The organism is Paenibacillus sp. RC21 (assembly GCF_044907935.1).
GTDB lineage: Bacteria > Bacillota > Bacilli > Paenibacillales > Paenibacillaceae > Paenibacillus > Paenibacillus terrae_A.
Map to the genome: position 1 here is coordinate 696,737 of NZ_JBIYCS010000004.1, position 24,780 is coordinate 721,516.

Genomic DNA, 24,780 nt, shown 5'->3' on the forward strand with positions numbered 1-24,780 from the left:
CTGTTCAAGACCCTTCTGTTTGTTCTGTCTTTGGACTTATGACATCTCCGTTCATCTGCACGTAATACACGCCTTGCCCGTTATCCAGCATAAACCGCCATACAGGTGCAGCCACCTGGCTATCCGAGTTAAAGGTTTGTCCGTAATAACCCAGCCGGATATCCTTCACAATCGCATCACGCGGCAAATAACTGTCAATCAACCTTGCCAGCGCCTTGGATGCGGGCAGCATTTTCTTCGCTTCATCCGAGGGCTGGAGATCAACCTGAATTTTGCGATATCCGATAATTTTCTGGTTACTGTAAAACAGGGCCATCTTCACATTAAATAAAGGCCACTTTCCCTGTACCAATGGGTGTAGCACAAAAGCATCTGCCTGTCCGGATGTAAGCTCCTCCTGAACATCCAGCGGATCATACTGGTAGTTGTCGATGTCCCTGATTTGCGGCTGCAATGCCTCAACCAGCGCATCGTGGGTGAATACCAGCTTGCTGTCTACCGGCTCCGGTAACTTCACACGCTCATCCTTTTCCCCGCCATGTACATACGTGTAAGACAGCTTCGGCAACTGGGGGGTATCCCCGGGAATCGGAGCCAACACCTGAATGCTCTTCTCTTCCATTAAACGCTGCGTATTTTCATCCAGCGAAGTAAAATCCAGATTCGGCCCTGCCGTTTCCTGCGCATCACTCCACAACTGGCGCCCCAGTACTACATTGAGCAGCAAAAACGTGCAGATCAGTACGTTTTTGGCGCGGCTCCAATCCATTCCCGTTCCCCCTTTCTGTCATAACCCTGGCCATGCTTTATCCCTTTGCTGGTGCTATGCTGTGTGAGCAGCACCAAATCTGAATCAGTCACTTCTTTACCGCCTGAGATTGCTGCGTTTGCGGTGTACTCGACGTTGTCGCCGTCACTGCAACAGCGTGAATCTCTGCCACAGAACCGTCGCCCAACGTAACACTCCACTCGGGAACGAGCTTTAACCCATCATTGATCAGCTCCGGCTGATATACAGGGGTCAGATCTCTAATCGTTTTCCCTTTAGCTACAGCTTCGAGCTGCTTCTTCAAAGTTTCGCCACCCGGAAGCATAACCTTCTTCGAGGATGGCTCGCCGCCCTTGAGATACAACAGCGAACGATCATAGACGGATGCCGTTTCCTGCTGGATTTCCAACAAAATCGTGCCAAACCGGAAGGATGGCGTATCCAGCACCGGATAAGATCCGTAATACTGCTGGAACAGCACATTGGTACGGTTCTCGTCGCTGCTTCTCATTTTCAACTGATACGAAGCATCCCAACCGCCATGCTGATTCACAAAATCAACTGCCGACAGCACATCCCTCACCGAACTGCTTCCGCCCGCCCCCGGTGCACTCGGATCGGTATAGCTCATCCAACGCTGCTCCTGCTTAATTTGCAGACTGCGCTTGCTGTCCGTATAAATTTGGGAACCGTCCTTCTCCTGAATATTTCGCGTAATCCCTGGATCGAAAAACAAATTCCGCTGCATCTGCTCTGTCGTGAATAGCCCGGCATATACCACGGGCTGCACCGTCTCCAGGTCATCTGCAGGAATATAGTACTGATTATCCACCAGCTCGTACAACGGGGCATTTTTACCGAAATTCACATGCTGCCGGATATCCTCCATCGTCATATCAAACTGATTCGCCTCATACACCACATCGCCTCTGGCACTGAAAAAGAGGGCGTGCGGCTTGGCATTTTTCTCATCTATATAGATCCAGATACGATTAATCGTCTCTCCCTGAAACACGGAATCCGGCGTCAGACGCATAACTCGCTCCAGTAATGAAACCGGGACACCGCCTGAAAAGGATAATTCCATGCCCTCATTCTCGCTGCGAATCCGCGCCCAATCTGCCGACTGGATACTCCGACGTTTAAAGCTGTTGAAGCTCCGGCTCTCCAGCCGTGTAAAAATCAAATCATAGAAAGCAACGCCCGGATAAAAAACGGTATGCTTGTTTTGCCCTTGATGAATCAGCATTTTATCGGGAAACACGAGCTTTTCAATTTTTTTCTCCTGTCCCATGCTCTCGGTTTTGACATAGTTCGTCTCCGAAGTAAGTACAGAATCACTGCCCGGAAGACGATAAATCAGAAAATAACTCTGTACAAGGCTGGAAGCAACCAGCAAAATAAGCGCCCATGATTTCAAACGTTCCTTCACTGTGCTTCCCTCCCTTCACCCAACATGGGGAGCGTAAAGGTTGTGCAGGTCCCTTGACCATATTCTGACTCCAGAAAAATCTGGCCTCCATGCGCCTTTACAATTTCCCGGGCAATCGACAGCCCTAGTCCCGTACCGCCCATATTGCGCGATCTGGCCTTGTCCACACGGTAAAACCGTTCAAAAATCCGGTCCAAATCCTTTTTGGGAATCCCTATCCCGGTATCCTGTACCGAAATAGACAGCATCCCCTCACTATTGCGGCGAGCTTCAATCCGAATATTTCCGCCCTCAGGTGTATATTTCAAAGCATTGGACATCAGATTGTCCAGCACCTGCTCAATTTGATCCCGGTCAATCACGACCTTGCCGATCCCCTGCTCCACGAACATTCCAGACCGGATATGCTTTTGCTTCATTTGAAAAGAAAATCGATCCGCGACTTCGTCCAGCATTTCCATCACATCCGCAGGCTGCATCCGCAAGGGCGCTTCATTGGAATCCAGCCGCGACAGATGCAGCAAATCCGTGACTAACCGGATCATACGCTCCGTCTCGTTGCGGATCACGCCTACGAAACGCTCCGCGAGCTGCGGTTCACCCATTGCGCCGTCATCCAGCGCTTCGGCATAGCTGCGGATCGTCGTCAACGGGGTGCGCAGCTCATGCGATACATTCGCTACGAACTCCCGACGTGTCGTCTCCATTTCCTCCTGCTCCGTCACGTCCTGGAGCACCGCAATCGTTCCCGTGATGCCAAATTCCCGCCGATGAATCGGCGTGAACGTCACGCGGATAACGATCGGCTCGTCCTGACCCGCTGGCTCCAGCTGCAAGAGCGTGGAAGCCGAAGAACCGCTGTACAGGGCCTCGGTTTCCTCCGGGTCGATACCGAGCAGCACCGCGATATGTCTGCCGGTCATTTCGTTCTCGTTCACGCCCAGCATCGCACTGGCTCGGCGGTTGACCAGAATAACCCGGCCATTGTCATCTGTAGCGACCACTCCGTCGCTCATGTTGGTCAAGATGGAGGAGAGCTTTTCCTTCTCCTCTTCATTTTGTGACAACGCCTCGCGCAAGCGGCCTGTCATATAGTTAAAGGCCACACTGAGCCTGCCGATCTCATCGTCGCCAAACACAGGCATCTGCTGGTCGAATTTGCCCTCGGCAACCTCTGTCGCATGACGCGTCATCACCTTGATCGGGTGCGTAATCGTATGCGCCAGCACCACGCCCAGCACAGCCGTCAACGCCAGCGCAATCAGCATACCCGAGAGAAACACATTGTTAATGCGCTTCATCGTATCGTACAGCTCCGTCATCGAGGCGGCGATATACACCGCACCGACAATCTTGCCTTGGCTGATGACGGGCTTGGCGACGACCTTCTTGCGGACATTATCCTCGTCCACCATGTACTCCTCATTGTCACGGATACCCTGGAGTGCACGGCTGACCACCGTCTGCGTATTTTTGCGTCCGACATAATCGGCGTGTGAGCCTTGAGAAGTAATCAGCACCTTGCCGCTGGCATCCAATACCTGAATTTCTGCACCGCTAAAATCAAACAGATTATTCACGCGTGCGCGCAGACTTTCCACGCTGTCTTCCTCCATTTTACCGTCACTGCCGTTCAGATCCTGCTCTGCCAGCACGGACAGCATTTCCGCCCGCGCCTGCAAGTCCTGTGTAAAGTTGCTCGTCAAAGAGTTCTTCATGGAGCTGACAAAATAGACCCCGATCAGCTGCATCGCCACTAAAATCAACAGCACATAAATAATGATCAGCTTCGCATGAATCGTGCGAAAGAAAGACAGCCATCTCATGCCCGCAGGCCACCTTTGCCCCCGCTAATAATGTATCCGAGTCCACGGCGCGTCAGGATCGTCTCCGGCTTGCTCGGGTTTTCCTCAATCTTCTCGCGCAGCCGCCGGATCGTCACATCCACCGTCCGCACATCCCCGTAGTATTCGAAGCCCCACACCGCCTGGAGCAAATGCTCCCTTGTCATGACCTTCCCGGCATTTTTAGCCATATAATACAGAAGCTCATACTCCCGGTGCGTCAGATCGAGCGGTGTACCGTTTTTGTATGCTGTATACATATCCGTATCAAAAAAGAGGTCCGCCACGCGCAGCCCCTGCTTCTCTTCCTGCGAACGGCTTTCCGACGTGCCTGCCCCGCCGCGCTGCTGTCTGCGCATCTGTGCCTTCACCCGCGCCAGCAATTCCCGTGTGCTGAACGGCTTCGTCACATAATCATCTGCGCCCAGCTCCAACCCCAGCACCTTGTCGATTTCCCCATCTTTGGCGGTCAGCATAATAATCGGCGTCTGGAGCTGATGCCCGCGCACCTCGCGGCACACATCCATGCCGTCCATCCCCGGCAGCATCAGGTCCAGCAAGATCAGGTCAGGCTGCTGCTTGACTGCGATATCCACCGCGCTGATTCCATCGAAGGCGCAAATCACCTGATAGCCCTCTTTTTCCAAATTAAATTTCAAAATATCAGCGATAGGCTGTTCATCATCCACCACCAGAATCGTTCCCTGCATACAGCGCTCACCTCTTCCTACGGATCATGTTATATATTAACTTTCGTTTGTCAGTGTCCATAAGTTGCTTATTCTATTCTACCATACCCGCACGCCATTCTATTACTTGTCCAGCCCCTTTTTCTTACACAAAAAAAGCCATGCCTGCACCCACTGTTAAGCATGCAGAAAAACATGGCCTTCCCCGTATCCTCATGAATTATCATCCAGCGTTATAAACGATCCTTCTATCTTAAATACGTCATTGGATTGCGTGGCGTATTGTCTTTACGAATTTCAAAATGCAGATGTGTTCCTGTCGAGCGTCCCGTGTTCCCCATAACACCGATCGACTCGCCTTGCTGAACCACCTGTCCCACATGAACGCCAATGCTGCTCAAATGCCCGTATACCGTCTGGTAGCCATTACCATGGTCGATCATAATGACATTGCCGTAGCCATTCTGCTGACCTGCAAATGTAACTACACCTTCATCCGATGCGTGGATGTCAGGACTGCCGACCAAATCGACACCCTCATGCATACGTCCCCAGCGTGCGCCAAAGCTGCTCGACATCGCTGCGCCGGACACCGGCCAAGCGAACTCTCCCGATCCTTCGCCTACGACCTTTGTTCCTTTCAAAACCACCTCGGAAACAGACGGCTGCAACACCTTTTGACCGAGCCATTCCTCTTGCACGACCTCGCCATTCTCCTTGGTCAGACGGTAATCCATTTCCTTCAAGCCTGCCTGTCCAGGTCTGACAACCTTGGTAACTCCTGCTTTCAGCTCGTCACTTTGGCGAACCTCAATCTCAGGCTCAATGGCAATCTGCTCAACGACCTTCTCTACCGTCCGGACCGTAACCGGAGCCTTTGGAGCGGTAAGCTTCAATTCATCCCCGATTTGCAGATACAGCTCACGCGAGCCGGGGTTGTTCTGCTTAATCTCCCAAGCGGTCATATTAAATTTATTCGCAATCGACGACAAGGAATCGCCTTCCTGTACCGTATACGTTACAGGTTCCTCACGCGCCTCAGTCAGTGCTTTAACCGCTTCTGCCTCTGTCAGCACCTTATTCGGGTCCGCTTTTACAGGCTCATATGCAATTTTCTCACGAATACTGGCAGACTCCAGCCATGCTTTAGGGGCTTTGCTACTGGTACTTGCATGACTGCTGCCCACGGATGTTTTGCGAACCAGTCCCTTGATGCCTGTAGCCGTGGCCTCACCCGCAGGTGTGTATTTCTTCTGCACTTGCTTCAAAGCAGCCTGTGCAGTCGCTTTATCCTTTACAATACCGACCGTCTGGCCGTTGACCTTCACTTCTACTCCTTTGGCATACGCGGTGAGCATGCCGTCCAGCTTCTTCAGTGTTGCTCCGCTGTCGATATCCACTTTATACGCCTTTTCAATGCCTGTCGTTACCGCGCTTGTATTGAGCACCATGTCCACACCGGGATACTTGTCCTTATATTGCTTGCTCTTCGTTGCATACAGTTGATTTAGCTGTTGCTCATTGAGGATGCTTCCGACCTCCACACCCTTTACATACACTTTATAATAAGGAACCGTATTGGCTCCGACATATTGATTGCCAGCAAAAATAAGACTGCCTGCAATCACCACACCGCCTGCGGTCCAGCTCAACCATTTTCTCCGTCCGTTCCACCACATTGCTATTTTTCCTGCTGCTCCAGCAGGCTTGTTTTCAACGCTTGATTCTTCTTTCCTGCTGTCTGGTGAATGCTTCCCCTTAAAAACCTCCATGATTCTCTCCTTTTCAGCATATCTTATCTCTATATAAATGCGTTCGTTATTGGTTTTTCTCGCTATGATTCCAGCCTGTATTTACAAGTATCTATGATATTAGTCGCTATCTAGCATTGCATAGTTGCGTAAAAGGTTTCAAAATTTTAACCTTTTCGCGACACTGTTTACTTTAACATAGCCTTTACAAAGAATTCAACTCCACTCCAATTTCTGCCTGACACGCAAAAAAATCCGCGCCCGGCGCGGATTCCACAGTCCTATTGTGAGCATGAGCATTCCCCATAGTCGAATCGTTACTATTTAAGCATACCCATCAGCTTGTTATACTCTTCTTTCGTTAGATACTTCGCAAGCACCTGCTGAATATCCTGCAGCTCCTGCTCGGTCAGGCCGCCTTCCATCGCGGCAGATATTTTCTGCATTTCCTCAGGCGGCAATTTATTCATCAGAATCGCAAAAATTTCCTGCTTCTGCTCGGCGGGTAAACTGTTCTTCTTTTCCGTCAAATTATCGGGCGTGATGACCAGGTCATGACCTTCAATACTCGTTTCAGGTGTAGCGTTCCGTGACGCACCAGTCGACGAAGAACCGCCCTCCTGCGGGGTTTTCCCATTCGTTGCCCCACTGGTACCCGTGCCTCCTGCGCCGCTCCCACTCTCATCTAAGCCCTGTCCCATGACGGATAAAGCATCATCAGGCGGTGTTACACTTTCCGAACCGCCACCCGTAGCTTTGTTTTTTCCCGTACCTGTACTTTTATCGGTGCCAGAGCTTCCATTCAGCCAACCCAATCCCCATACTGGCTGATGATCCAGTTGAATGTTAAACTGCCGCAGCAGCGATTGAACATAGGCATTCACGACCACACCTGTTACTGCCAGCGTTAAAGCACTGACCAGCACCACTGTTATTCCTTTTTTAAGCAGCCATCCAAGCCACCTCATATCCCGTTACCTCCTTATACGCATCTTGCCATGTGTATCATCATGAAGTGCATATAGATCAGTATTGACGAGATATGACGATTTTTAACCCTTGGAATATGTAAAACTAGCACGGTTGGATAGTAGATGTAATTCTTACATGAATCAGCGCGTACGGCGCACCCAAAAATGGAAAATGTCGCTGCGGACATAATCCAGTGAATACAACACCTGTCTGTTCAGCTCATCGTAATGAAGCTGCTTGAGCAGTAACACCGTGGCCTGCGGATGCTTCAACAGACGCGTCATATGGGCATCGTCATGACTCGGGACGGTAAGCTCCGAATACGCGCCAACGATTCGTACCCCGGCTTTAAGTTCCAGACTTTGAAAAAGCGAACCCGAAAAAGACCCGCCGTCCAAAATCGAACCTGCTAATGTCTCCGGCATCCAATTGATAGAATGTGCTACCGCTTCCCCATCGGCTGTGCGAGTACGCTCCAGAACGATCATGGGCTCATTCTCGGAAAACCTCATTCGTTCGGCAATTTCAGGAGGACAAACCTTCATCCTCTTGATAGATTCCAGCTGCTCGTCTTCCCGCAACCCTGCCGAACGGATCATGTCCCCGATGCTGTACAGGCGGTCCAGCGAGCTTGGAATGCTCGGCAGCGGGCAAGTAGCGAACGTACCACTCCCGTGCTTCACCAACAGCTTGCCTTCCGTTTCCAACTGGCGGACGGCTCCCCGTAGCGTCGCACGCGAGACGCAGAACAATCGGGAAAGTTCAGCTTCCGAAGGCAGCCTCTCGCCCGGCTCAATTTGGTTGACCTCTATATATTCCTCTATAAGCTGCTTAATGTTCTCTTGTTTTGTTGACACCGTCCAAAGCCCAGCCTTTCTATTATAGTGACCTGAGTTCAAGTGATATACATCGGATTTGTAAAGGCAATCATCGTGACGCAATCTTCCATATATCCATATAATTCGGCTCGCACCCAGCCTTTTCCTGTTGGATCTTGTAATGATAGCGTATATTCACCTGATTGAGCAGGGATATAAGTTTCGAAGCATACCCCCTGGCCGCTTGTCAGCAGAAGGCGAAGGTTCTGAGGCTCAAGGTTGTAATGGCCTGCTCTCGTTTCCACATCCAATTGAACCGTCACAGACAGTGAATCCTCCACAGCCAGCTCTACACATTCGCCGATGTGATATCGCTTTTCACTGCCCTTAACCTGTGCCGACATCGTCAGTAACGGTCCCATCGTAACCGACACCGAACCGAGGCGGATCGCCTCGACTGCCCGGTTAACTAAGCTCTCCTGCTCTTCTGCTTCACCATGAACACCCAGATACGTGACAGCCGGAAGCGCATCATCCGGTTTGGATACATGCCAGTCCCGACCACTTACAGCCGTGATGCGATACCCCTGATTCAATAAATCCGTCCACATGGCAAACGCCCGCTGGCTATCCCGCTTAATAGACGGCATAAGCGTTGACCAGACCTCAATATAATCGACCTCATGCCAGTCCTGAATGGTGTATTCCCAAAAGCACCCCGTACAGATCGGACTTCCGATCCTGAATGGATGGGCAAGCCCTGCAATGCCTCCCTGCTCATGCACTTGCCGGATTCCCTCATGAATGTCATCCGGCCCCAGCACTCGCCAGTCAATAAAGCGGTCTACCCCCAGCGTCAGCAAATGTCCGTAAAAGGTCGTCCACTCCATCCCTGAAATGATCGGGACACCGAACTGCTGCTGGACCCGTTCCTGATCCACAAGTGCCGACTGGGTATTGTGATCCGTCATAGCGATGCATTCAAGCCCGAGGTCCGCTGCGCTTTGGGCAAGCTCCTCCAGCGTTTGCTTTCCGTCACTGTGAAGCGTATGGGTGTGAAGCTCAGACGGAATCCATTTAAGCATATATGGCTCCCTCCCCCAATACGTGAATTTGGTAAACAAGCGTCTCGGTCACAACGGCATGCAGACTGACGGTAATCCGCCACATTCCCGCCGGATTATCTCCTGCGAGGAATCCCGGCGAAGCCGCAGACGAACCGAGCCAATGCTCCTGCTGCATCTCGGGACGGTGTGCATTTCCCCGATGGCGGAGAGGGTCATCGACAGACAGCGTCAATAAATTTTGCAGTGGCATATACTTCTTCCACAGATCTGATGAATGTCCCGGTTCGTCGTATCCGTATTTGCTCATGCTTTCCTCAATAATTTCTCGCGCTTGCTCCTGATCCTCCAATAACTTGGGGGTGTAAGAGAAGTGAATGCGGATCGTGTCAGTCGGCTGTGGGATGTGAAAAGAGTACGTAATATGGCTCTGGGTGCAGGTTCTATCGACCGTTCCTTCCACATACAGTAGCCTGCTCATGACTCCCCATCCTGACTTGTCGGGTCATCCACAGTACGGTTCACCATATGATTCACAGTATGATTGCCATCACCCGCTCCGTTTTTGTCTGCTGCCCATAAAATACCCGCTGGATGATGCCGCGTTAGCTCAATCACCCGATCTGTACGAATACCAGGAAACTGCGGCAGGTTTTCCTCGTTTAGCGTAAAAGCATACAGTCCAGCCACTTCCATGCTGTCCGCACCGCCCTCCAGCAATACGGCTCTGATTTCAGCTATATCCTCAAGCACAGCCTCTCCAGATAACTTGACCGTTGTAGAAAAATGCGACTCTGCACCCTCATAAGCAGCCCTGAATTCACCCAGTCGCAGATCATGATAGCACGATGAATACCACTGCTCCGACCCGTGAAGGCGAAGCTCTATATCCACACAGGCATCTTCCTCGCGTCGGTTAAAGCCCGGCTTGGACGCTGGAGACAATTCACTGCTGGAATTCCTTAAGGGGCGTTTTGAAGTCTGGATAAATACATAGCTGCGTTGGTGGGCAAGCATAATGGAAGACGCATTTGACGGCATTTCCAGCTCCTGCTGACGCTCCATCTCCCACCCGGTGACCTGATAGGCAAAAGGAAAACGACTCATGACCGCCTCACGCGGCTCTTCCTCTGGCTTCCACTGGAAAGCAGGCGGCAGCATAAAACGATAGTCCGATGAAATGTCATCCTTAAAGTTTCCATTGGTTGTTGCGGATTGGAGAACAGGATGCCCGCCCAGATCATAGTTGCCATTAAACGCAGTCGTAATATGATATGCCCCCTGGAAAACAGCATCCAGAACATTGCCCCCGGCATCCAGCTCGACGCGGTACATCCATTCGATATCGGTGGTTCTCCCCCATTTGCTCATGAGCAGCGGTGCGGGCGTTCCTTCATCCTCATGGCTGTACATCATCTGGTATTCAATGACCGTTTTCCCCTCATTCTCTTCCACGGAGTAGAACAGAACAAGCGGTGTATCCGTAAAGCGGTTCTCATAGGGATGTGCCAGATTGCGACCGTATAAAAGTGGGGTGTGGCGATAAATCAGCGATCTTGGAGACGAATCGGCCACGCAGCGCATTTCAACCCCGTCAATCCATGCTCTGGATACAAGCGGAGCCGACTCCAGTTCTCGAAATTCGGCATAGACCTCATAATCGCCTTCTTTTAGATACCCCAACAAACGGGTGTACACACCCTGACTGCTGCCATAATACAAAATAACATCCTGATTATAGGCTTCGTTCAGGTAGAGGCGCACGAAGGCGGATTCCCGATCTGTCGCAGCCCAGTCACTGTCCGATCTGGCGAGCAGGTCAAGCTCCGCGAACCCGTCTTCGGGCATGGAAAACGTGAACCGGAATCCGTTCCCCGGACTGAGTTCAACCTCCGCTTTGTGTAAGGCAATCCGATACCCGCAATCCAGCAGGTCCTTTTCCCACACTCGCCCACTAAACCCGGTAATCTGCACCTCTGCTTGGCTGTTCATCCCTGTAACCTCCTTAGTTTATAGCGGCTGTCTAGCTCGCATCCGCATCATTCACCATGGTTCGAATGTAAAAGTATCCCATAAAAGAACACAGTAAAAACATAAACACTGCCATAGCGCTGGCTGTATGCGTCTCCTGATAGCTGGAAAATACCTGCTGCATTGCGACACCCAGCACCTGCGGCGAGTTGGCGCCAATCAGGAACGGAGCTGTGAAGCTGCCCATAATCCCCATAAAGATGAAGGTCACCGCAACCCACATCGTTTTGTAGGAAAGGGGTAAAATAAAGCGCCCAAACAGTTGCAGCGTGCTGGCTCCCGCGTCTCTGGCACTCTCCACAACAGCGTTTGGAATGCTGGCAAGGGCCGAGCTTAGCAGCATGGTGGCGAATGGAATGTTAAACCACAGATTAGCCAGCACCAGACCTTTGTAGTCGTAAATAATCCTCGGAATGGTTTCAATACCCAGCGGCAACAAAAGGCGTGCAGCCCAGCCATGATTGCCGTACATCGTAATGATCGCATAGGTTGCAATTACGCCGGGAACGAACATCGGGACAAAATACAATCGGCCGATCCATTTGACAACAAAACCTTTTCCAAATCGCAGATAAATCGCCAAAGCGTAGCTGATGACCAATGTGAGGGCTGTCGAGACCAGTGTGACATTGATCGTATATATAATGTTTTTTCGCATCGCAGGCTCCGTAAAGAGGCGGATATAGTTCGCCAGCCCGTAGCCCGTTCCATGCTGATCTATCAGGCTTTCCTTTACGGCATAGAGAATCGGAATAATGACGACGACCAGCAAAATGAGAAAAGACGGGATGACCAGGGCAAGCCCCAGCATCCCCCTTTTGGACGATGAACTCATGATTAACCGCCCGCTACTTCACTCTGCCAGCGTTTGTAGATTTCCTGCTGGAGCTCGCCGCTGTTAAAGCTACGGTATCCAGAAGATACACTGTTGAATTTTTCTTGCAATTCACTTGGCATCAGACTCCACTTAATCCCCGGATAGCCATACATTTTGTTGATGACCACCGTTTGCGCTTCTGGCGTCAGCACAAAATTCAGGAATTCTTGTGTTGCTTCTTTTTTGGAGGAAAGCGAAGGAACCATCAGATAAGACGGACCGCCTGTAAAAGCAGGGTCGATCTGTGTCAGCTTCACCGTGTCTGGAAGCAGACCTTTAGCCAGTTGTTCGAGCGCCATATCGGACCAGGCCGGAACCATGTCCACCTCTTCACTTGCCAAAATATCAAGCGTGCCTTGGTTCTTTTTCGGATAGACTCCCTTTTGGTACATCGAAGGACCCAGTTCCTTGAGCAACGAGAAGCCTTGATCCCATTTCTTCATATTTGCCGGATCATCACTGTTCATCGCCTCTGGAGGAAGGAAATTATAGATAACCGTGTTCACAAACGAGCTACCCGATCCACCCGTGGACGGGTCGTTATAAGCAAATTTTCCCGGGTGCTGACGAATCCACGTATACAGCTCATCCGCTGTTTTCGGAGGTGTCGCTACTTTTGCACTGTTGTAGGCGAGAACAACCGAAGAGGCACGGTATGGAATGGCCTGATTGTTTACTTGCTTGAGATACGTTTCATCTACATTCGCCAGGTTCGGAACTTTGGCGGTGTCTACCGTTTCCCACAGTTTTTCGCCTACCCCTTTGGTGATGTCATCCAGACTGCCTTCGTACAGGTCGATATCTGTATCGGTTTGCCCGCTCTTCTTGGCTGCGATCAGACGATCCAGTGTAGATGCGCCCCCGGTTCCCGCTGGCAAATACACCAGTTTGACCTTAACGTGATCATTTTTAGCTTCAAAGTCCTTGATTAACGTTTCCCACAGCTCTTTGACGTTCAAAGAACCGCCAGTGTACAAGGAGATTTCTGTCGTTCCCGTAGCTGCTCCCGCTTTCGTATCCTTGGCTTCCCCTGTAGCTGTAGCGGCATTACCACCGTTTCCACATCCAGCCAACAACGATAAGCTAAGCACCCCAGACAAAATCAGACCCATCTTCTTTTTCCCAAACACGTTGTTGCCTCCTTTAGATAGTTGCACAAGTTCGCAGCATCACCAGATGATGCGTTCATGATGGACATTGATGCGATGTAGAGGTTGATCGTGAATCTTCACTGTGCTGCTGGAAAAGTAACAATTTTACTGAAGCTGAATCTGATTTGCTCTCCACTGCGCAGATCGGCCGCCCGTTCACGTGGCACAAACATTTTCAGATGATCGGTACCGCTATCCAGCGAAACCTCCGCATAATGCCCGAGAATCATCACTTGCCTGATCGTTCCGGCTAGAGAGCCATTTTCTTCCGTCGTCAGAACAATATCCTCTGGCCTTACACCGACCATGGATTCACCGCTGTATTCATGCTCCTGCGCGAACGCAATTCCGCTCACGGACACACTGCGACCTGTACTCACCCCCTTTAATAAATTGATGCGACCAATAAAGCCCGCTACAAAAAGCGACTGTGGCTTGTCATAAATCTCCTGCGGTGACGAGAGCTGCTCAATCCGACCCGCATTCATAACGACGATCCGGTCGGAAATGGATAAGGCCTCCTCCTGATCGTGGGTGACGAACACCATCGTCATCCCCGTCTGGGTCTGGATGTCGCGCAGCTCCTCCCTCATCTCCATGCGCAGCTTGGCATCGAGCGCTGAAAAAGGCTCGTCCAGCAGCAATACATCCGGCTTTAGCAGCAGAGCCCGAGCAAGTGCTACCCGCTGCTGCTGACCGCCCGAGAGCTGCCCCGGCGTTTTACGCTCTGCCGTCTCCAGCCGAACCAGCGCCAGCGCCTCCTTCACCTGGCGGTCAATCTCTGCCTTTTTCACCTTACGAATCTTCAACCCGAAAGCAAGGTTGTCATACACCGTCATATGCGGCCACAAATTATAGCTTTGGAACACCATAGCGGTTGGGCGTTTTTCGGGTGGCAACTTGAGCACACTTTTACCCTGAATCTGAATGTCGCCACTGTCCGGGTCCAGAAAGCCGCCAATGGAGCGAAGCACGGTTGTTTTACCACAGCCGGAAGGACCGAGCAGGGTCACAAGTTCCCCTTTCATCACGTCAAGTGAGATGCCCTTGACTCCGTCTCCCGTCTTAAAGCGCTTGGTTAACTCACGAATGGATAATTGAATGGACATTAGCTTTGGCTCCTTTTTACCAATTGCATTATTTCACCTGGAATCCGCCAGCCAGCACGTCCGCACTTACGAAACGCCTTGCGGCCAGCAGCAAGATCACTGTGGGCAGAGTCAAAATGACGGAGAATACAGCACCCGTAGTACTCGGATAATCCGCAATAATGGAATACATAATGACAGGCATCGTTTTATAGTCTGGTGTCCCGACGAGCAGCGTTCCCTGCGCCTCATCTAATGAAGCGAGAAATGTAAAGATGGAAGCGACCACAATGCCGGGCAGCGCCATGGGGAACGTAATTTTCCAGAAAACCCGTAACGGTCCCGCCCCGGCATCCCGGGCAGATTCCTCTTGAGCACGATGGACGCTGCGGAACGCAGAGGAAGGAATCCAGGTCATGTACATCAGCGTGTTCACCATGTGGATCAATACAATGCCCGTAAAGGTGTTCATCAGCCCGAACTTGTAGAACAACACCGCGATAGACACGTACAGCCCCATTTTTGGAAAAGCATGCGTGAGCAAAAATGAAAACAAAAACCACTTACTCAGCGGAAACGAAATCCGCGCGAAGGCGTAGGCAGCGGGAACACATACGATAATCGAGCACACGGTAACCGTAATGGCGATCAGGAAGGATAGAGATATGGAGCTGAGCACATCATCCTGGGTCAATACAAATTTCCACCATTCCAGTGACAAGCTCTGTGGCAGCGGTGCAGGATACTGCCATTTTCCTGAAACCGCCAGCAGCAACAGGTTAGTCAGAGGCCCCAGGAAAAAAATGACGAAAATAACGAGCACGATGAACTCCACAATTTTGCGTGTGCCAAGTGAGCGAAGATACCAGTTCATAATTCATCCCTCTCAAGACGTCTAGACGTCCGAATCTCTTTCTATCTGGATTATAGAGAGGGTTTGTTATCACAAATCGACATGGGCGATAAGATTTTGTAAAGGGGAAGGAAATCAGAGGAACGGTTTTTACATAAAAAAAGGAGAGGGGGGCTTTTAACAGCCTCTCTCTCCTTGGTCGTGCAGGAATAGCTATGCATAACGCCTTAACAGATGAAAACAATTCTGCTAGCTTACAGGTAAATCGGAAGCACCTGGTTCGTTTGGTCACGGTTACGACCAACAGAGAAGATTGCAATTGGAATACCTGTCAGCTCAGATACGCGTTGTACGTAATTACGAGTAGTCTCAGGCAGTTCCTCCAGCGTTTTCACGCCAGTAATGTCTTCGCTCCAGCCTGGCAGTTCCTCGTATACGGCCTCGCACTCCGCCAGCATTTTCAAACTAGCCGGATAATGCGTAATCACCTCACCGCGATACTTGTAGCCTGTGCAAATTTTCACCGTTTTCAGACCTGTCAATACGTCCAGCGAGTTCAAGGACAAACCTGTAAGTCCGCTGACACGACGGGCATGACGTACAACCACACTATCAAACCAGCCAACACGACGAGCACGACCTGTAACGGTACCATACTCATGACCTGTTTCACGGATGTAATCGCCGATTTCATCATTCAGTTCCGTTGGGAACGGACCGTCACCGACACGAGTTGTGTAGGATTTAGCTACACCGATGACTTGTTGAATCTTGGACGGGCCTACACCGGAACCGATACATACGCCGCCAGCCGATGGGTTCGAGGACGTAACGTACGGATACGTACCTTGGTCGATATCGAGCATAACGCCTTGCGCGCCCTCGAACAGTACCTTTTGATTCGCATCAATCGCATCATTCAACACAACAGACGTATCCCCTACATAAGGACGAACAAATTCTGCATACTCCAGGTATTGTTTCAGTATTTCTTCTACATCCAGCGGCTTGCCGCCGTATACTTGTTCAATCATTTGATTCTTCTCTTTTGTTTGATGGCGCAGCTTCTTTTCGAATTCCTCTGCATCCAGCAAATCAGCAATACGAATACCATTACGTGCAGCTTTATCCATATAAGCAGGGCCGATCCCTTTACGCGTCGTACCGATTTGGTTAGGTCCTTTGCGGTCTTCCTCCAGCACATCCAACGTGATGTGGTATGGCATAATAACATGTGCACGGTCGCTAATGACCAGATTTTTCGTAGAAAAGCCATTATCGTGAATGTAAGTAATTTCTTCAATAAGAGCGGCCGGATTAACTACCATGCCGTTGCCAATGACACACTTTTTATCTTCATAAAAAACGCCGGATGGAATCAGGCTCAGCTTGTACTTTTTACCGTCAATGAGAATCGTATGACCGGCATTGTTTCCGCCTTGGTAACGGGCCACCACTTCAGCGCTTTCCGCCAGATAGTCCGTAATTTTACCTTTGCCTTCGTCTCCCCATTGTGTTCCCACAACGACTACAGTTGACATGTTTCATTCCTCCGTGGAGTGCCCACAGACACTCTGATTTTGGGCTGACGCGCTACGTATATCTGACTTCAACCGCCTGAGCGGACAGATATAGAACGTTCTCGGACAGCAGGAAAAAACGTCCGTCGCAGACATTCCGTAGGTACGGAAAGCCCCGGGCGTAATGATCTCCCCACTGCGTTGAAGCAGCACTATAAGTGTAACAGCACCATTTTTTAAAGTCAAATAAAAAGCGAACATTATATCACATGAAAATAGTATTGTTCGTAATTGAGAGTTTCGGTCCTTATATGAAAACATATGAGCATGATATGTAAAAGGCCCTTCGACATCGCGCAAACCGCGTCGAAAGAGCCTTTTTTCAAATATATCATTCCGTTATCCAGCGAACGCATCCGAATGGGCACGCTCATAATTGGCGAATTTATTATAATTTTTGAGAAACACCAGCTCTACCGTACCGACCGGGCCGTTACGTTGCTTGGCAATGATAATCTCAATAATATTTTTCTTTTCCGTTTCCTGATTATAGTAATCATCCCGGTACAGAAACGCGACGATATCAGCATCCTGCTCAATGGAACCGGATTCCCGCAAGTCACTCATCATCGGACGCTTGTCCTGACGCTGCTCTACACCCCGGCTTAACTGGGAAAGGGCGATTACAGGCACTTCCAGCTCACGGGCAATTTGCTTCAAGGTCCGTGAAATTTCGGATACCTCCTGCTGCCGATTCTCGCCCGATTTCCCGCGCCCATGAATGAGCTGCAAGTAGTCGATCACGATCATGCCGAGTCCTTTTTCCGTCTTGAGACGGCGGCACTTGGCACGGATATCCGCAACAGTAATACCCGGCGTATCGTCAATATAGATCTCGGCCTCTGACAAGGCCGCAATGCCCATCGTCAGCTTCGCCCAATCGTCGTCGCCTTTAAAATCACCTGTCCGCATGACGTTCGCGTCCAGATTGGCCTCGGCGCAGATCATCCGCTGAACGAGCTGGGCCGCCGACATTTCCAGACTGAAGATGGCTACCGTCTCCTTCGCCCGAACCGCAACGTTTTGCGCAATATTCAGGGCGAACGCCGTTTTACCCACGGATGGACGAGCTGCCACAATGATTAGATCATTGCGCTGGAAACCCGCCGTCATCTTGTCCAAATCAACAAAGCCGGACGGAATCCCGGTCGTATTGCCCTTGTTCTGATGCAGCAATTCGACCCGGTCGAACACTTCCATCACGACATCGCGGATGGCAATAAAGCCGCTGCCCGAGCGCCCATTGGATATCTCCATAATCTTGCGCTCGGCATCGCTCAGCATACCAGCGACGTCCTCGCCGCCGCTATAGCCTTCGCTCACAATCTGCGTGGCTGCACGAATCAATCGGCGGAGCATCGCCTTTTCTTCAATAATCTGAGCGTAATAATCCACGTTAGCCGCTGTCGGCACCCCGTGAGCCAGCTTCGCCAGATAGCTGACGCCCCCGATATCCTCCAGCTGACCCTTGTCCTGAATTTTCGAGGTCAGTGTAACCAAGTCTATCGGCTGTCCGGATTCACCCAGCTCAATCATCGCTTCGTAAATCATCTGGTGAGCCTTATCGTAAAAATCCTCGGTCTGCACCCGCTCCATCGCTGTAATCAGTGCTTCGGACTGGAGCAAAATGGACCCGATAACCGCCTGTTCTGCCTCCAGATTTTGCGGAGGAATCCGATCGAAAAATTCGCCGCCCATAATTATTCTTCGGTCACCTGTACCTTCAGCGTAGCTTTGACCTCAGGATGAAGCTTAACGGTCATTTGAGTCACGCCCAACGTACGAATCGGTTCTTCCAGCTCGATTTTGCGTTTGTCCAGCTTAATCCCCGTTGCAGCGACCGCTTCCGCGATTTGCTTGCTTGTAATTGCGCCGAACAGTCGACCGCCTTCACCAGCTTTTGCTTTCAGCTGAACGGTTGTGGATTCCAGCTTTTTGCCGAGTGCCTGCGCCTCTTCCTTTTCCTCTTGCTTGCGCTTTTCCTCAGCAGCGTTCTGGTTCTCCAGCGTCTTCATATTCCCTTCCGTCGCCGGGCGGGCAATACCGCGCGGCAGCAGAAAATTCGCTGCGTACCCATCCGATACTTCCTTAATTTGTCCCTTCTTGCCTTGGCCCTTCATATCTTTAATAAAAATCACTCTCATTCAAATAACCCCTCTTCCCCATCAATTTCGGCCAGCACGTCGACCACTCTGCGTTTGGCTTCCTCCAGCGGACAATCCAGCTGAACCGCCGCATTCGTCAGATGTCCTCCGCCGCCTAGCCGTTCCATGACGACCTGTACATTCATGCGTCCGAGTGAACGGGCGCTGATCCCCACCAGGCCGTCAGGACGTTCACTGACCACAAAAGAGGCCAGTACATCCGTCATATTGAGTAATGAATCCGCCACCTGAGCAATCAGGAGCTGCGGTATCTTCTGTCCGGGCTCTGTCACCGCAAGCGCGATGTGCCCATATATCATTTTAGCATGCTTAATAATTTCCGCCTTAGCAATATATTCATCCAGGTCCTCTTTTAACAAACGCTGGATCATCACTGTATCCGCCCCGCTACGCCGCAAAAAACCGGCAGCCTCAAACGTCCGCGAGCCTGTATGCAAGGAAAAATGCTTGGTATCCACCGTAATCCCTGCAAGCAACGATGTCGCCTCCAGCGGCGTCAGTTGAACCTTCTCATGAATATATTGCAGCAGCTCTGTCACCAGCTCACAAGCCGACGACGCATATGGCTCCAGATAAATCAAAACAGAGTCGTTAATAAACTCCTCGCCCCGACGATGATGATCTACAACGACCACCCTGCTCGCCGTCTGCACCAATTTTGGCTCAATCGTCATCGAGGCCTTGTGCGTATCCACCACGACCAGCAGGCTGTGCTCGGTCATCAACTGGAGCGACTGCTCTGGTGTCATGAGCGCTGCCGACAGATTCTCGTCCTTGTTCACCTGCTCCATCATCCGGTCGATGGACGGATTGGATTTATCCAGCACGATGTGCGCCTCTACGTTGTAGAGCGCTGCCGCCTTCCACACCCCAATGGCTGCTCCCAGTGCATCCATGTCCGGTATTTTGTGCCCCATGATCAGCACGCGGTCGCTCTCCTGCATCAGGTCACGCAGCGCGTGCGCAATGACCCGCGCGCGCACCCGTGTACGCTTTTCGACAGCATTGGACTTGCCGCCGTAAAAAGATAGACGCTGTCCGGCCTTCACCGCCGCTTGGTCGCCACCCCGTCCGAGCGCCATATCCAGACTGGACTGAGCCAGCTCACCCAGCTCCTTGATGCTCTCCGCGCCGAAGGACAAACCGATGCTCAGTGTCATCGGCACTTTCAAATCGGCAGTCATTTCCCGCACCGTATCCAGAATGACGAATCGACTTTGCTCCAGCTCCTGAAGCGCCTTGTGATTCAGCATGATGAGATAGCGCTCGGATGACAAACGGCGCAAATAAATATTGTACTGGTTCGCCCATGCTGTAATCTCGCTCGACACCTTCGCAATAAGCGCGGTACGTTGCTGATCGTCCATTCCCTGAGCAGCTTCATCCATATTATCAAGCATAACGATGCCGAGCGCCAGCCGCTCGTTCTCATACTGCTTGCGCAGCACCGCCAACTCCGTTACTTCATACAAATAAATCAGACGCTCATCCAGCACGATGAGGAACTGATAATAGCGCTCATCATGCTGTAGCTCTACCTTTAGCTCACGCACAGGCTCCTTCGTTTCCTTTTTGGCACCCAAAGCTCCTGCCAGCTGGGGAAAAAGGTCCTGGAGCGGCTCGCCTATCAGTGACTGGTCCTCGAACATTTCCCCAGCGAACCGATTGTGCCATTCTACCGTTCGATTTTCACTGTATAAAATGATGCCAAACGGCAGTGAGCTGACCGCTTCCCCTTCCACCCGCTTGATGCGAAAGGAAAGGCCGCTGATATATTGATTCAGTTCCCGACGGAAATCCAATTCCGTCTTCAGCATCAGCCCGCCGAGCAAGAATGACAGCACCAGTCCCATCACACCCAGTTCCCAGTTATACATGGAAATACATATGACAAGCACCAGCAGCAGTAAAAACGCCCAGACAGTCTGATAGCCGTGCCAGCGTTTTTGTAGAAATTTAGGCATGACTGTTCACCCTATTTCTTTGATCTTGTAATAGCTTCACGCAGCGGAAAGGCCAAATCAATAATACCGATAATGCGGAGTGGCTGGAACACCAGAACGACGAGCGATAGCAGCACCGCGATCACAGGGCTCATGTTACGGCTATGCGTCCAGAAGTAAATAAATCCGATCGTCTGGATAATAAAGCACGCATGAATCAGCGGCAACATACTAACAGAAACCGCCTGAACCCAACTGCTGTCAGAGGACATAGCCACCCACTCAAACACAATCGCCAGCAGGTAATACCAGATGAGCGCGCGTGGCAGTCTCCATTCTCGGGCAGGCTTCATTTTGCGTACAGGCACATCAAGGCTACTCAATGCCGGACGCGTCAGAGCGTGCGTGATCACAGCCAGTAAAAACGAGGTCAGGATCAGCACATATGGAACTTTGCCGATCATCATCGTACCGAGTCTCTGTGTATCTTCTGCTGTCCAATTCATGCCAGGAAGCATCGGATTGCCATTTAGGATTTGCTGTACCAGATTTGCCGATATAGCAGCCTGATCACGAAGATACTGCGAAAGATCAAACCCGAAGGTATACGTAGCGATGAGCAATACAACCAACAACTCGGCTAAAATCACACCCGTTCCGGTCATCAACGCCTGAAAAGCAGGTGCTCCCTTTTTATATACCCGTCCCATTAACAAGGCGGGGATCAGAAAATAAATCGCGGGAAGCAGCAAATATACATCTTGTAGCGCTATAATCAACAGCACCGGTATGACATGAATCAGAAATCCCTTGAAAGGCAGCGATGAAAACAATACAACGCCAGGCACAATCAGCAAAAATACGGTAAAGATTCTTAAGGGTGTCAATAGAGACAGCAGCAGAAGCAAATAAATAACGCTCCATGCTACAGTTGCCAAGCGGAATTTCAAAGTTTTCACCTCTTACGCATATGTTCTTCCAGTGCGGATATGTCCTGATACCAATCCTCCAGCTGGTGTCCTTCTTTTCTGTGCTTTCTTAGCTTGTCGATGAGGAGATCATCCAATTCACGGTAAGGCACCCCAAGACGTCTTCCCAAAATATAACTGCTCATCATCAGACTCGCCAGACAATCGCCAATGCGGGCTGTACTGCCCTCCCACATCGCTTTAAACAGACGGGAAACCTGATCAAGTACCTCTGTTTTGAGCCATTCAATCACCTTGGCCCGTTTAACTACATCCATTTCTTTAGGCATATGATGAAGAGTCACACCCCTCTGAAAAAGCTTTATTCTCCATTATAGCATATCCTATTTTGAAAATAACTGTTACCCCATAGGATAAATAGTTATTTTCAAAGCAGCTATGCTGCTTGCTTTAGGATGACGAGTTAAGCGATTCTCTCGACACGAATTTTTCACAATATTCAATAATCTGGCTACGGCGGACAATGCCAATAAACCGTTCCATATCATCCACCACAGGTACAAAGTTCTGCACCTTAGCCAAATTAATTAAATCCTCCATATTGGCATCAATGGACACCGGCTTTATCGAAACCCGAAGCGGGACGTCCTTGAGCATAAACTTCGAAGCGTTTTCAAAGGTTATTTTCCCCTCAGATTCCTTCATATGCCACAGCAGATCACCCTCTGTAACCGTGCCGGTATATCTACCTTCCTTATCCAAAATCGGAACCGCCGTGAAGCGGTGATGCTCCATTCGCTCCAACGTTTGCCGTAAAGTTGCATCCGCCGTGACAAAAGCAACCTCTTGTTTGGGAAGCAAGAAAAAAGCGATATTCATGAGAAAAGAATCCCCCTCAAAATCAATTGTAAAATCAAATGATTACTCACTGAATGTCCTGCTTGTCGGGAAGCTTCAGCGTCTGCGGGGTTGTGCCAGAATCCAGCCAGTTTGCGATCATAAGTCTGGCGTATTCGAGTTCCTGTTCATTGGCCCGGTCATAATACAGGCCCTTTTTCTTGAAACCTTCCCCTGTAATCGTAAAGCTCGAAATTTGTGGTTGCCCCTGCGAAATGGCCTGCTTGCCAAGTCCTGTAATAAAAGTAGGCTCCATGTCCGTCTTGAAATTGGCTCCCATAGTATCGAGCAGCTCCGGAATCTTGGAGATTCCGTTGATATTCAGCAGCTTATCCGCCATTGCATTCAGAAAAATTTGCTGCCGTTTGGTACGGTTAAAGTCGCTGTCTTCCCTATATCTAACATAATACATCGCTTCTTCGCCATTATAAAGCGGCTTGCCCGCCTCGATGCGGAACTTGATATGCAGCGGATTTTTATTCTCAATCGGCTTGTCGATGGGAAGCTCAACCCCGCCCACCGCATTTACAGCATCCTGAATACCCTGGAAATTAATCGTAGCATAATAATCGGCCTTATGCTCCATCAGCTTCTCTACCGTAGCTATGGACATATCCTCGCCTCCGAACGCATAAGCATGCCCCAACTTATCAAAATCATCCTCACCGTCATGATTTGGATCATGTCCGACAATCTGGACATACGTATCCCTTGGAAGGGAAACCAGAAGCACACGCGATTCCGCAGGCCGTACAGCCGCATAAATAACCGTATCCGAGCGGCCACGCGCCTTCTCGTTCGGCCTTTGGTCCGTACCGAGCAGCAGCACCGAAAACGGCTCTTTCCGATAAGCAACCGGCTCCGACTGCTTCTGTCCCTCCGATTGGCGCGGCTGAAAGGACTTCTCCAGCTTGCTCTCCAACGTCGGAGATACGAACCAGTCAAAGGCCACCAGCGTCAGCTGTTTACGGAACAGATATCCTCCCACCGCAATCAGAAACAAAACAATACATGAAATATATAGAGCGGTAAACCTTTTTTTATTCTTAGGCTTGCCGTCTGTCCTTCTCCTATGTCTTCTCTCCATAACAGGTTCCTTCCTTCTTTACTTCGATAAATCCCATCTCTTCATTAAACCGAATTTGGCTCTTATGAAGCGGAAACTTCCCCCCCACAGCATAAAAGGTCTGCTACCTTGTTGTCAAAAAGCGTAACATACTGAAAAGTACACATACAGAAAAACCATCTATCGCTCCTCTAAAGGGGTAGATGGTTTTTCTGTATGTGTATAATTAAATGGAGCCTGCGCCTAATCCGAGTACCTTGTCCAGATAACGCAGTGCTGCTTCTTTATTGCCGGACACTTCTGTCTCCCGCCGCTGGTCCTGAGCATATTTCAGCCTCGCTTCTTCAGCCACCTGCTGCTCCATCCCCTGTGGAACAACCACGACGCCGTCAATATCCCCGACAATCCAGTCTCCGGGTTGGATACTTACTCCGCCAACCGATACGGGTACATTCGTTTTGCCTCCACCATATTTATTGCCCGAGGCAATCGTAGTCCCTCTGGAAAAAATGGGAAAGTTCAGCGTTCGGACCCCCTCAATATCGCGAATCACGCCGTCCACTACAATCCCCTGCAACCCCAGTGTCTGCGCTAATCCTGCCACAAAATCACCCGCCACCGCACGGCTGGTATCTCCCTTGGCGTCAATAACCAACACATCGTCGGGGTTAGCTTCCCGAATGGCCCGAAGCACGGCCAAATTATCTCCCGCAGGTATAGTCACGGTAAATGCTCTGCCTGCAATCTTGCAGTGCCCGTGTATCGGCTTAATATCATAATCCAGATTGGTTAATCCGCCCAGAACATCTGAAATACTGGTTGTCGGAAGCTCCTTAAATGGTTGGTCTATGCTCGACATAT

Annotated in this window: 24 protein-coding genes; all 24 read right to left on the bottom strand. The window is 50.5% G+C overall.

Features of this window, described 5'->3' with window-relative positions:
* Positions 1-4: 4 nt before the first annotated feature.
* Complete coding sequence (gene yycI / locus ABIA61_RS16670) at positions 5-769, bottom strand: two-component system regulatory protein YycI (RefSeq protein WP_283653988.1); 765 nt, start codon at positions 767-769, stop codon at positions 5-7.
* Positions 739-861 (bottom strand): hypothetical protein, encoded by a 123-nt coding sequence (locus ABIA61_RS16675; RefSeq protein ID WP_404521380.1) that lies wholly within the window; start codon positions 859-861, stop codon positions 739-741. Before ABIA61_RS16675 ends, yycI begins: the two co-directional genes overlap by 31 nt.
* On the bottom strand, positions 858-2,201 hold the full coding sequence (locus tag ABIA61_RS16680) for a YycH family regulatory protein (protein WP_404581027.1): 1,344 nt from the start codon (positions 2,199-2,201) through the stop codon (positions 858-860). The genes ABIA61_RS16675 and ABIA61_RS16680 overlap by 4 nt, the downstream gene beginning before the upstream one ends.
* Complete coding sequence (walK, locus tag ABIA61_RS16685; RefSeq protein WP_044648119.1) at positions 2,198-4,027, bottom strand: cell wall metabolism sensor histidine kinase WalK; 1,830 nt, start codon at positions 4,025-4,027, stop codon at positions 2,198-2,200. The genes ABIA61_RS16680 and walK overlap by 4 nt, the downstream gene beginning before the upstream one ends.
* The gene (yycF, locus tag ABIA61_RS16690; protein WP_014278963.1) at positions 4,024-4,755 is read right to left on the bottom strand and encodes a response regulator YycF; all 732 of its coding nucleotides are present in this window, start codon (positions 4,753-4,755) and stop codon (positions 4,024-4,026) included. The genes walK and yycF overlap by 4 nt, the downstream gene beginning before the upstream one ends.
* Before the next feature lie 227 nt (positions 4,756-4,982).
* A complete protein-coding gene (locus ABIA61_RS16695) occupies positions 4,983-6,506 on the bottom strand; it encodes a peptidoglycan DD-metalloendopeptidase family protein (protein ID WP_404581028.1) in 1,524 nt (507 codons plus the stop codon).
* Positions 6,507-6,805: 299 nt separating this feature from the next.
* Entirely contained in the window at positions 6,806-7,453 is a 648-nt protein-coding gene (locus ABIA61_RS16700; RefSeq protein ID WP_404581029.1) for a hypothetical protein, read from the bottom strand.
* A gap of 144 nt (positions 7,454-7,597) precedes the next feature.
* A complete protein-coding gene (locus tag ABIA61_RS16705) occupies positions 7,598-8,314 on the bottom strand; it encodes a GntR family transcriptional regulator (RefSeq protein ID WP_283653992.1) in 717 nt (238 codons plus the stop codon).
* Between the two features lie 38 nt (positions 8,315-8,352).
* On the bottom strand, positions 8,353-9,360 hold the full coding sequence (locus ABIA61_RS16710) for a CehA/McbA family metallohydrolase (RefSeq protein ID WP_283653993.1): 1,008 nt from the start codon (positions 9,358-9,360) through the stop codon (positions 8,353-8,355).
* Positions 9,353-9,820, bottom strand: a complete 468-nt coding sequence (locus ABIA61_RS16715) for a hypothetical protein (protein ID WP_283653994.1) — start codon at positions 9,818-9,820, stop codon at positions 9,353-9,355. Before ABIA61_RS16715 ends, ABIA61_RS16710 begins: the two co-directional genes overlap by 8 nt.
* A complete protein-coding gene (locus tag ABIA61_RS16720) occupies positions 9,817-11,331 on the bottom strand; it encodes a hypothetical protein (protein ID WP_404581030.1) in 1,515 nt (504 codons plus the stop codon). The genes ABIA61_RS16715 and ABIA61_RS16720 overlap by 4 nt, the downstream gene beginning before the upstream one ends.
* A gap of 31 nt (positions 11,332-11,362) precedes the next feature.
* Positions 11,363-12,205 carry an ABC transporter permease gene (locus tag ABIA61_RS16725; protein ID WP_283653996.1) on the bottom strand — a complete coding sequence of 281 codons (843 nt, stop codon included), beginning with the start codon at positions 12,203-12,205 and terminating at the stop codon, positions 11,363-11,365.
* Between the two features lie 2 nt (positions 12,206-12,207).
* A complete protein-coding gene (locus tag ABIA61_RS16730) occupies positions 12,208-13,377 on the bottom strand; it encodes an extracellular solute-binding protein (RefSeq protein WP_283653997.1) in 1,170 nt (389 codons plus the stop codon).
* A 98-nt stretch (positions 13,378-13,475) separates the two neighbouring features.
* The gene (locus ABIA61_RS16735; RefSeq protein ID WP_044648128.1) at positions 13,476-14,507 is read right to left on the bottom strand and encodes an ABC transporter ATP-binding protein; all 1,032 of its coding nucleotides are present in this window, start codon (positions 14,505-14,507) and stop codon (positions 13,476-13,478) included.
* 28 nt (positions 14,508-14,535) lie between these two features.
* Positions 14,536-15,360, bottom strand: a complete 825-nt coding sequence (locus ABIA61_RS16740) for an ABC transporter permease (protein ID WP_149096164.1) — start codon at positions 15,358-15,360, stop codon at positions 14,536-14,538.
* Positions 15,361-15,593: 233 nt separating this feature from the next.
* Positions 15,594-16,880 carry an adenylosuccinate synthase gene (locus ABIA61_RS16745; protein WP_044648129.1) on the bottom strand — a complete coding sequence of 429 codons (1,287 nt, stop codon included), beginning with the start codon at positions 16,878-16,880 and terminating at the stop codon, positions 15,594-15,596.
* A gap of 378 nt (positions 16,881-17,258) precedes the next feature.
* Complete coding sequence (gene dnaB / locus ABIA61_RS16750; protein ID WP_014278975.1) at positions 17,259-18,617, bottom strand: replicative DNA helicase; 1,359 nt, start codon at positions 18,615-18,617, stop codon at positions 17,259-17,261.
* Between the two features lie 2 nt (positions 18,618-18,619).
* On the bottom strand, positions 18,620-19,063 hold the full coding sequence (gene rplI / locus ABIA61_RS16755) for a 50S ribosomal protein L9 (RefSeq protein WP_014278976.1): 444 nt from the start codon (positions 19,061-19,063) through the stop codon (positions 18,620-18,622).
* A complete protein-coding gene (locus ABIA61_RS16760; RefSeq protein ID WP_014278977.1) occupies positions 19,060-21,048 on the bottom strand; it encodes a DHH family phosphoesterase in 1,989 nt (662 codons plus the stop codon). The genes rplI and ABIA61_RS16760 overlap by 4 nt, the downstream gene beginning before the upstream one ends.
* A gap of 11 nt (positions 21,049-21,059) precedes the next feature.
* Positions 21,060-21,977 carry a DUF2232 domain-containing protein gene (locus ABIA61_RS16765; protein WP_044648131.1) on the bottom strand — a complete coding sequence of 306 codons (918 nt, stop codon included), beginning with the start codon at positions 21,975-21,977 and terminating at the stop codon, positions 21,060-21,062.
* 5 nt (positions 21,978-21,982) lie between these two features.
* Complete coding sequence (locus tag ABIA61_RS16770; protein WP_283653998.1) at positions 21,983-22,285, bottom strand: MazG-like family protein; 303 nt, start codon at positions 22,283-22,285, stop codon at positions 21,983-21,985.
* Between the two features lie 121 nt (positions 22,286-22,406).
* Complete coding sequence (locus ABIA61_RS16775; RefSeq protein WP_283653999.1) at positions 22,407-22,835, bottom strand: CBS domain-containing protein; 429 nt, start codon at positions 22,833-22,835, stop codon at positions 22,407-22,409.
* A 46-nt stretch (positions 22,836-22,881) separates the two neighbouring features.
* Positions 22,882-23,940, bottom strand: coding sequence for an LCP family protein (locus tag ABIA61_RS16780; RefSeq protein WP_404581032.1), 1,059 nt, complete (start codon positions 23,938-23,940; stop codon positions 22,882-22,884).
* A gap of 205 nt (positions 23,941-24,145) precedes the next feature.
* Positions 24,146-24,778, bottom strand: a complete 633-nt coding sequence (locus ABIA61_RS16785) for an RraA family protein (protein WP_283654002.1) — start codon at positions 24,776-24,778, stop codon at positions 24,146-24,148.
* Positions 24,779-24,780 lie beyond the last annotated feature (2 nt).

Bases quoted from the DNA above. Each gene is read 5' to 3' on its own strand.
- walK (WP_044648119.1), bottom strand. From the start codon at position 4,027: ATGAGATGGCTGTCTTTCTTTCGCACGATTCATGCGAAGCTGATCATT.
- ABIA61_RS16780 (WP_404581032.1), bottom strand. From the start codon at position 23,940: ATGGAGAGAAGACATAGGAGAAGGACAGACGGCAAGCCTAAGAATAAA.
- dnaB (WP_014278975.1), bottom strand. From the start codon at position 18,617: ATGGGCGGCGAATTTTTCGATCGGATTCCTCCGCAAAATCTGGAGGCA.
- ABIA61_RS16710 (WP_283653993.1), bottom strand. From the start codon at position 9,360: ATGCTTAAATGGATTCCGTCTGAGCTTCACACCCATACGCTTCACAGT.
- ABIA61_RS16715 (WP_283653994.1), bottom strand. From the start codon at position 9,820: ATGAGCAGGCTACTGTATGTGGAAGGAACGGTCGATAGAACCTGCACC.
- ABIA61_RS16760 (WP_014278977.1), bottom strand. From the start codon at position 21,048: ATGCCTAAATTTCTACAAAAACGCTGGCACGGCTATCAGACTGTCTGG.
- ABIA61_RS16770 (WP_283653998.1), bottom strand. From the start codon at position 22,285: ATGCCTAAAGAAATGGATGTAGTTAAACGGGCCAAGGTGATTGAATGG.
- ABIA61_RS16695 (WP_404581028.1), bottom strand. From the start codon at position 6,506: ATGGAGGTTTTTAAGGGGAAGCATTCACCAGACAGCAGGAAAGAAGAA.
- ABIA61_RS16735 (WP_044648128.1), bottom strand. From the start codon at position 14,507: ATGTCCATTCAATTATCCATTCGTGAGTTAACCAAGCGCTTTAAGACG.
- ABIA61_RS16725 (WP_283653996.1), bottom strand. From the start codon at position 12,205: ATGAGTTCATCGTCCAAAAGGGGGATGCTGGGGCTTGCCCTGGTCATC.
- yycI (WP_283653988.1), bottom strand. From the start codon at position 769: ATGGATTGGAGCCGCGCCAAAAACGTACTGATCTGCACGTTTTTGCTG.
- ABIA61_RS16740 (WP_149096164.1), bottom strand. From the start codon at position 15,360: ATGAACTGGTATCTTCGCTCACTTGGCACACGCAAAATTGTGGAGTTC.
- ABIA61_RS16700 (WP_404581029.1), bottom strand. From the start codon at position 7,453: ATGAGGTGGCTTGGATGGCTGCTTAAAAAAGGAATAACAGTGGTGCTG.
- ABIA61_RS16775 (WP_283653999.1), bottom strand. From the start codon at position 22,835: ATGAATATCGCTTTTTTCTTGCTTCCCAAACAAGAGGTTGCTTTTGTC.
- yycF (WP_014278963.1), bottom strand. From the start codon at position 4,755: ATGCAGGGAACGATTCTGGTGGTGGATGATGAACAGCCTATCGCTGAT.
- ABIA61_RS16720 (WP_404581030.1), bottom strand. From the start codon at position 11,331: ATGAACAGCCAAGCAGAGGTGCAGATTACCGGGTTTAGTGGGCGAGTG.
- rplI (WP_014278976.1), bottom strand. From the start codon at position 19,063: ATGAGAGTGATTTTTATTAAAGATATGAAGGGCCAAGGCAAGAAGGGA.
- ABIA61_RS16785 (WP_283654002.1), bottom strand. From the start codon at position 24,778: ATGTCGAGCATAGACCAACCATTTAAGGAGCTTCCGACAACCAGTATT.
- ABIA61_RS16745 (WP_044648129.1), bottom strand. From the start codon at position 16,880: ATGTCAACTGTAGTCGTTGTGGGAACACAATGGGGAGACGAAGGCAAA.